The sequence below is a fragment of the Actinoplanes sp. ATCC 53533 genome (assembly GCF_003947245.1).
Genome location: NZ_QHHV01000196.1, coordinates 20,919 through 28,180 on the forward strand (window position 1 = coordinate 20,919; position 7,262 = coordinate 28,180).

At 70.9% G+C, this 7,262-nt stretch carries 8 protein-coding genes and 2 tRNA genes; 2 read left to right on the forward strand and 8 right to left on the reverse strand.

The features are described from left to right. Entirely contained in the window at positions 1 to 894 is an 894-nt protein-coding gene (locus tag DMB66_RS46090; protein ID WP_125810448.1) for an NUDIX domain-containing protein, read from the forward strand. Here DMB66_RS46090 and DMB66_RS46095 read toward each other — a convergent pair. The 4 genes from DMB66_RS46095 to leuC all read right to left on the reverse strand — a co-directional run bounded on the left by DMB66_RS46095 (position 851) and on the right by leuC (position 4,660). Further along, positions 851 to 1,312: a hypothetical protein gene (locus DMB66_RS46095; protein ID WP_125810449.1), complete on the reverse strand. Its 462-nt coding sequence runs from the start codon at positions 1,310 to 1,312 to the stop codon at positions 851 to 853. The two genes, DMB66_RS46090 and DMB66_RS46095, sit on opposite strands and share 44 nt — an antisense overlap. Positions 1,313 to 1,432: 120 nt before the next feature. After that, the gene (locus DMB66_RS46100; RefSeq protein ID WP_125810450.1) at positions 1,433 to 2,425 is read right to left on the reverse strand and encodes an HU family DNA-binding protein; all 993 of its coding nucleotides are present in this window, start codon (positions 2,423 to 2,425) and stop codon (positions 1,433 to 1,435) included. A gap of 177 nt (positions 2,426 to 2,602) precedes the next feature. Next, entirely contained in the window at positions 2,603 to 3,190 is a 588-nt protein-coding gene (gene leuD / locus DMB66_RS46105) for a 3-isopropylmalate dehydratase small subunit (protein ID WP_125810451.1), read from the reverse strand. Between the two features lie 15 nt (positions 3,191 to 3,205). Then, positions 3,206 to 4,660, reverse strand: a complete 1,455-nt coding sequence (gene leuC, locus DMB66_RS46110; protein WP_125810452.1) for a 3-isopropylmalate dehydratase large subunit — start codon at positions 4,658 to 4,660, stop codon at positions 3,206 to 3,208. A gap of 49 nt (positions 4,661 to 4,709) precedes the next feature. Between leuC and DMB66_RS46115 the strand changes: the two genes are divergently transcribed. Continuing rightward, a complete protein-coding gene (locus tag DMB66_RS46115; protein WP_023561932.1) occupies positions 4,710 to 5,396 on the forward strand; it encodes an IclR family transcriptional regulator in 687 nt (228 codons plus the stop codon). A 52-nt stretch (positions 5,397 to 5,448) separates the two neighbouring features. Here DMB66_RS46115 and DMB66_RS46120 read toward each other — a convergent pair whose 3' ends face one another. The 4 genes from DMB66_RS46120 to DMB66_RS46135 all read right to left on the reverse strand — a co-directional run. Next, complete coding sequence (locus tag DMB66_RS46120) at positions 5,449 to 6,141, reverse strand: N-acyl homoserine lactonase family protein (protein ID WP_125810453.1); 693 nt, start codon at positions 6,139 to 6,141, stop codon at positions 5,449 to 5,451. A 103-nt stretch (positions 6,142 to 6,244) separates the two neighbouring features. Beyond that, positions 6,245 to 6,317, reverse strand: a tRNA-Glu gene (locus tag DMB66_RS46125). 103 nt (positions 6,318 to 6,420) lie between these two features. Beyond that, a tRNA-Gln gene (locus tag DMB66_RS46130) sits at positions 6,421 to 6,492 on the reverse strand. 93 nt (positions 6,493 to 6,585) lie between these two features. Beyond that, positions 6,586 to 7,262, reverse strand: a 677-nt coding sequence (locus DMB66_RS46135; protein ID WP_125810454.1) for a hydroxylase, incomplete at its 5' end; no start/stop codon positions are given.

Below are 7,262 nucleotides of genomic sequence, written 5' to 3' on the forward strand. Positions count from 1 at the left end.
TTGGCCACGGACCAGGTCCGCGCCGCCGGCGCTGTCCTCTGGCGCCCGGCGGCGAACGGCGCGACCGGCATCGAGATCTGTGTGGTGCACCGGCCGTACCGCGCCGACTGGAGCCTGCCCAAGGGCAAACTCGACGCGGCCGAGCACCCGCTCGCGGCGGCGGTCCGCGAGGTGCTGGAGGAGACGGGCGTGCGCGGGGAGCCGCAACTCCGGCTGCCCGAGGTGGCCTACACGCTGCCGGACGGCGTACCGAAGACGGTCGAGTTCTGGTTGATGCGGGCCGCGGCCGGCCCGGCGGCGGACCCGATGGACCCGACCGAGGTGGACGCCGTGCGCTGGCTCGCGCCGGCCGACGCGGTCGAGCGGCTGACCTATCCGGACGACCGGCGGCTGGTCGAGCACGTGGCGGCCCTGCCCCCGGTCACCGCCGTCACGGCCCTGATCCGGCATGCCCACGCGGGCAAGCGCAGCGAGTTCGACGGCAACGACGCGCTGCGGCCGATCGACGCCGACGGCCGCGCCGAGGCGGAGACGATGGGACTGGTGGTGTCGCTGCTGGCGCCGCGGCGGCTCTTCGCGGCCACCCCGCTGCGGTGCAAGCAGACCTTCGAACCGCTGGCCGCGAGGTTGAGCCTGCCGATCGTGGCGGACTCGGTGTTCGCGGAGCCCGCCGACCTGGACGACGTGCCGGCCCGGGCGAAGGCGGCCGCGGCCCGGCTGACCGAGCTGCGCGCCGGCCCCCGGGCCGCGGTGTGCAGCCAGGGCAAGGTGATTCCGTCGATGCTGGCGATGCTGGCGGGCGCCGAGGACGGGGAGCCCTACCGGACGCCCAAGGGCACCGGTTGGATCCTCACGTGGTCCGGCGACCGGCTCCTGGCGCTGAGCCGGATCTAGGCCGCGCGGCGGCGCCCGGCCCTGACCCGGCGGGCGGCGTCTGCGAGTCCGCGCGCCAGTAGCCGACCAGCCCGCCGGTGAGCCAGCGGGCCCGCCACAGCTCGTCGGCCCGGGGCTCCCAGTCCCGCAGCGGCAGCAACGCGACCCGCCAGGACAGCAGGCTGGCGACGTACCAGCCGTAGAGCGGCAGGATGCCGAGCAGCACGTCGCGGCGCCGGTAGGAGCCGTACGGGCCCAGCGCGAACACCGCCAGGCCGCTCCAGCCACAGGTGATCAGCCAGTCCAGCAGCCCCCAGCCGGTCCAGTGCTCGGCCAGGTCGCCGAGGGTCCAACCGGGCACCACGGCGCCGGCGAAGACGGCCGCGGCGATCAGCGCCCTGCTGACGAGGCCACGCGGGCCGGCGGTTCTGCGCTCCATGCTGCGGACCGTAGGCCGGATGGCCGCTGTGGCGCCGGGACACGCGAAGGGCGTCCACCGTACGGGTGGACGCCCTTCGTCTCTCAGCGTGCCGCTGAGCGGCCGTAAACGGCCCTGGAATCAGCGGGTCTTGCGTGCCGTGCTGGTGGTGCGCGCGGTGGTGGCCTTGCTGGCCGGGGTGGCCTTGGTGGCCGCCGTGGTCTTGCGGGCGGTCGCCTTCTTGGCCGGAGCGGCCTTGGTCGCCGCGGCCTTGGTGGCCGTGGCCTTGGTCGCCGTGCCCGCGGCCTTGGTGGCCGTGGCCTTGGTCGCCGTGGCCTTGGTGGCGGTGGACTTAGCCGCCGCCGTCTTGGTAGCGGTCGCCTTGGCCGGAGCGGCCTTGGTCGCCGTGGCCTTGGTCGCCGTCTTCTTCGCCGGCGTGGCCGTGGTCGTGTCGCTGGCCAGGGTCTTGGCCGCCGCCGTCTTGGTGGCTGCCTTGGCCGGCGCTGTCTTGGTCGCCAGCGTCTTCGCCGCCGCCGTCTTGGTAGCGGTCGCCTTGGCCGGAGCGGCCTTGGTCGCCGTGGCCTTGGTCGCCGTCTTCTTCGCCGGCGTGGCCGTGGTCGTCTTGCTGGCCAGGGTCTTGGCCGCCGCCGTCTTGGTGGCTGCCTTGGCCGGCGCTGTCTTGGTCGCCAGCGTCTTCGCCGCCGCCGTCTTGGTGGCGGTCGACTTTGCCGGAGCGGCCTTGGTGGCGGTGGACTTAGCCGCCGCCGTCTTGGTAGCGGTCGCCTTGGCCGGAGCGGCCTTGGTCGCCGCGGACTTCACTGCCGCCGTGGTCTTCTTCGCCGCGGTGGCCTTGGCCACCTTGCCGCTTGCGACCATCTCCCGGAATCCGGTTCCGGGCTTGAAAGCGGGGACGGACGTCTTCTTCACCTTGACCGGTTCGCCGGTGCGCGGATTGCGCGCGGTACGGGCATTGCGCGCCCGCTTCTCGAAGACTCCGAAACCGGTAATGGCAACGCGATCGCCCTTGGTGACGGCGTTCTGTACCTCGCTGATCACCGCATCCAGCGCTGCCGTCGCCGTCTTCCGGTCCCCCAGTCGGGCGGCGAGCGCCTCGACGAGCTCTGCCTTGTTCACTGGTTTCCTCCCGAACGTGAGAACTGGCCCAATGCGAGCCATTCTGCGCGCACCGTATGCCCTCTGACCAGCAGACACAAACATCTAAGCGAAAAAAAACCCTTGTGTCGTAACGATTCTGCCCCCATCGGGAACCCGATGGGGGCAGAAAAGCGTGCGACAGCAAGGGAAACAGGCTCAGACGACCACTGGTTTGAAGGTTGGGCGAGACTTCTCGTACGTGGTGATCGTCTCCTCGTGGCGCAGGGTCAGTCCGATGTCGTCGAGACCCTCCAACAGCCGCCAGCGACTGAAATCGTCGATCGGGAAGGTCCAGACGGCGTCATCCACGCGCACCTGGCGCTGTTCCAGATCGACGGTGATCTGCTTGTCCGGCTCGCTCTCCGCGAGATCCCAGAGAGCTTCGACGGCCTTCTGGTCGAGCTGGACGGGCAGCAGACCCTCCTTGAGGGCATTGCCGCGGAAGATGTCGCCGAAGCGGGCCGCGATGACGACCTTGAAGCCCCAGTCCCGCAGCGCCCAGACGGCGTGCTGGCGCGAGGAGCCGGTGCCGAAGTTGGGCCCGGCCACCAGGATCGTCGCGCCCGCGTGCGCGGGGTTGTTGAGCACGAAGGCCGGATCGTCGCGCCAGGCGCTGAACAGCCCGTCCTCGAAGCCGGTCCGGGTGACCCGCTTGAGGTAGACGGCCGGGATGATCTGGTCGGTGTCTACATCGGAGCGGCGCAGCGGCATGACCGTGCCGGCGTGGGTGGTGAACTTGTCCATGGGTGCTGCTCCCCCTCAGAGGTCTGCCGGGGCGGCCAGCTTGCCGACCACGGCGGTGGCGGCGGCGACCTGCGGCGAGACCAGATGGGTACGCCCACCGCGGCCCTGCCGGCCCTCGAAGTTGCGGTTGGACGTGGAGGCGGCGCGCTCACCGGGGCTGAGCGTGTCCGGGTTCATGCCCAGGCACATCGAGCACCCGGCGAAGCGCCACTCGGCGCCCGCGTCGGTGAAGACCTTGTCCAGCCCCTCGGCCTCGGCGGCCGCGCGCACCTGGAACGAGCCGGGGACGATCATCATCCGGACGCCCTCGTGCACCTGGTGCCCGCGCAGCACGTCGGCCGCGGCCCGCAGGTCCTCCAGGCGCCCGTTGGTGCAGGAGCCCACGAAGACCACGTCCACCGCGACGTCCTTGAGCCGGGTGCCGGCCGCGAGGTCCATGTATTCCAGCGCGCGGCGGGCGGCGTTGCGGTCCGATTCCTCGACGAACTCCTCGGGATCCGGCACCACACCGTCGAGCGCGGCACCCTGACCCGGGTTGGTGCCCCAGGTGACGAAGGGACTGATCGTGGCGGCGTCGATGTGGATCTCGGTGTCGTACTCGGCGCCCTCGTCGGTGGGCAGGGTCTTCCAGTACTCGACCGCGGCGTCCCACTCGGCACCCTTGGGCGCGTGGTCGCGGCCCTTCAGGTACGCGAAAGTGGTCTCGTCCGGCGCGATCATGCCGGCCTTGGCGCCCCACTCGATGGACATGTTGCAGATGGTCATCCGGCCCTCCATGGAGAGCCCGCGGATGGCCTCGCCGCGGTATTCCACGATGTGGCCGTTGCCGCCGCCGGTGCCGGTCTGGGTGATCAGCGCCAGGATCAGATCCTTGGCCGAGACACCGGGACGCAGCTCGCCGCTGACCACGACCGCCATCGTCTTCGGCTTGGCCTGCGGCAGCGTCTGGGTGGCCAGCACGTGCTCGACCTCGCTGGTGCCGATGCCGAAGGCCAGCGCGCCGAACGCGCCGTGGGTCGCGGTGTGCGAGTCGCCGCAGACGATCGTGGTGCCGGGCTGGGTGAGGCCGAGCTGCGGGCCGATCACGTGCACGATGCCCTGGTCCTCGTTGCCGAGCGAGCGGATCTGCACGCCGAACTCGGCGCAGTTCTTGCGCAGCGTCTCGATCTGGGTCCGCGAGACGGTGTCGAGGATCGTCATCAGGTCGCCGCGGCGGGTGTTGAACGCCGGATCCGCGTAACCCGTAGGAGTGTTGTGGTCCTCGGTCGCCAGCGTGAGGTCGGTGCGGCGGACCTTACGACCGGCCAGTCGCAACCCGTCGAAGGCCTGCGGACTGGTCACCTCGTGCAGCAGGTGCAGGTCGATGTAGAGCAGATCAGGCTCGCCGTCGGCGGACCGCACCACATGGTCGTCCCAGACCTTTTCGGCCAGGGTCCTGGGTTTCCCCTGATCGGGAGTGACTCCCACCATCTGGACATCCTAAATTCTGGGAGGTATGTTTCGGCTTGTGGGACACAGTATGAGCGGTGTCGGCGTTCTCGACAAGGCGGTGGTCATCCTCGCGGCCTGTGTCGACGGCGCCAGCCTTGCCGAATTAGTCGACCGGACCAAGCTGCCGCGGGCGACCGCGCACCGGCTGGCCCAGGCCCTGGAGATCCACCGGATGCTGGTCCGCGACACCCAGGGCCGCTGGCGGCCCGGGCCACGGCTGGGCGAGCTCGCGAACGCGGCGCCGGACGTGCTGCTGACGGCGGCCGAGCCGCTGCTGTCGGCGCTGCGGGATGCCACCGGCGAGAGCGCCCAGCTCTACCTGCGCCGGGCGGACGAGCGGATCTGCGTCGCCGCCGCCGAGCGCGCGAGCGGTCTGCGCGACACCGTGCCGGTCGGCTCGGTGCTGCCGATGGTGGCCGGCTCCGCGGCCCAGATCCTGCTCGCCTGGGAGCCACCCGAGGCGGTGATGCCGCTGCTGCCACGATGCAAGTTCACCGGCCGCACGCTGGCCGAGGTGCGCCGGCGCGGCTGGGCGCAGAGCGTCGCGGAACGCGAGCCCGGTGTGGCCAGCGTCTCAGCGCCGATCCGGGACCGGACGGGCCGGGTCATCGCGTCGATCTCAATAAGCGGTCCGATCGAACGACTCGGCCGCCGCCCGGGCGAACGGCACGCGATGGCGGTGGTCCGCGCGGGCCAGCGACTCAGCGGGCTTTAGAGGATCAGCGGCCTTTAGGGGATCAGCGGCCTTTAGGGGATCAGCGGCTGGCCTACGGGGTCCAGACCGCGTTGTCGTGGGCGAAGACGACGCGGGCCGGGTCGAAGCCCAGCAGGCGCTCGATCCAGGCCGGCGTGATCGGCAGCGGCGCCTCGGCGCCGTCCGCGGCGGCCCGCCGGGCGAGCACGTCCGCGGTGAAGCCGACCGCGTGGTCGTGGCTCTGCCCCGCGACGATCACCGTGCCGTCGCCGCGGCGGACCACCAGGGACTGATGGCCGGGAGTGTGCCCGGGAGTGGGCACGATCACCACGCCGGGCAGGATCTCGGCCTCCCCGTCCAGCTCGACGTAGACCGCGCCCGGGCTGTCGATCAGCCACGGCAGCGTGTGGTCCTCGACGGTACGGGCGATGTCGAGCTCGATCCGCTGGGTGTAGATCGGCCGGCCGGGCAGCGCCGGGTTGCCGCCGCTGTGGTCGAAGTGCAGGTGGCAGTTGACCACGTGGCGAATGTCCTCCGGCCGGGCGCCGGCGGCCTTCAGCGCCTCCGGCAGGGGCACCCGGCGCGGACGGTAGTGCGCGTCCACATCCGGGTCTCCGCCCATGCCCGTGTCGACCAGCAGCAGGCCCTCCGGATGCTCGACGAGGTAGCCGAGGCAAGGCTCGACCCGGGGCGATCCGGTGCCGGTCTCCGACGCCGGGCGGATGAAGTAGCCGAAGTCGACGCGTCGCACGTTGATGTCCGTCACCCGGCCCAGTCTGCCGTCCCGCGCCCTCCCGCAGCGGCCCGGCGACTACGCCCAGAGCAGACAAAAGCGGCCCGTGTCATCGACACGAGCCGCTTGCTGCTTGTAGCCCCGAAGGGATTCGAACCCTCGCTACCGCCTTGAGAGGGCGGCGTCCTAGGCCGCTAGACGACGGGGCCAAGAACTTTCCGAACTGCCTTGCTGCTTCCGCTTCTCGCTTGAGCAACGGTGCGGAACCCTACCAGATTTCCAGCACCACCACCCTCGCGGGAGTCGGTAGCGCTGGGGTACCAGGACTCGAACCTAGACTAACTGGACCAGAACCAGTCGGGCTGCCAATTACCCCATACCCCATTGGTACGGCGTCCCGTACCGATTGGAAACTCTACCCGAGCCCATGGTGGCAACCAAATCGGGTTACCAACCAGCGTTTCCGTGACCCCGTGACTACCGGAACATGTCTGCGTTGTCCCGCGCCCACGCGGCGAAGGTGGTGCCGGGCCGGCCGGTCAGTTCCGCCACAGTCCGCACCGCCGCCTGCGGATGGACGGCCAGCTGGCGCAGCCCGTCGGCGTACCAGGCACCGTACTCACCCATCGCGATGGTGAGCTGCTCGACCAGTTCGTCGTGCGGCAGGTCGACGTAGGTGAGCTCGCGGCCCAGCGCCGCACCGATCGCCAGCACCCGCTCGCGCCGGGTCAGCGACTCCGGGCCGGTCAGCTCGTACGAGCGACCCTCGTGGCCGTCCTCCAGCAGGCACCGGGCCGCGACGGCCGCGATGTCCTCCAGCGCGATGGGAGCGTTGGCGGCGTCGCCGTAGCCGTCGCGCACCACGTCACCGGCGGCGATCTGCGCCGACCAGAGGCCGGAGTTCGTCATGAACTCACCGGGCTCCAGGTGCACGAACGGCACCCCGCACTCCTCGACGCCGTCCTCGATCACCTGCCAGTGGTCACCCTTGGCGCCCGCCATGTCGACGATCCGCCGTACCCCCGCGGCCGCGGCCAGCCGGCACACCTGCGCGTTGGTCTCCACCAACGGCGCGAGGTACATCCGGTCGATGCCCGTCAGGGCGGCCGGCAGCGTCTCGGGCCGGCCGAGATAGCCACGGACGGCCTCGACCT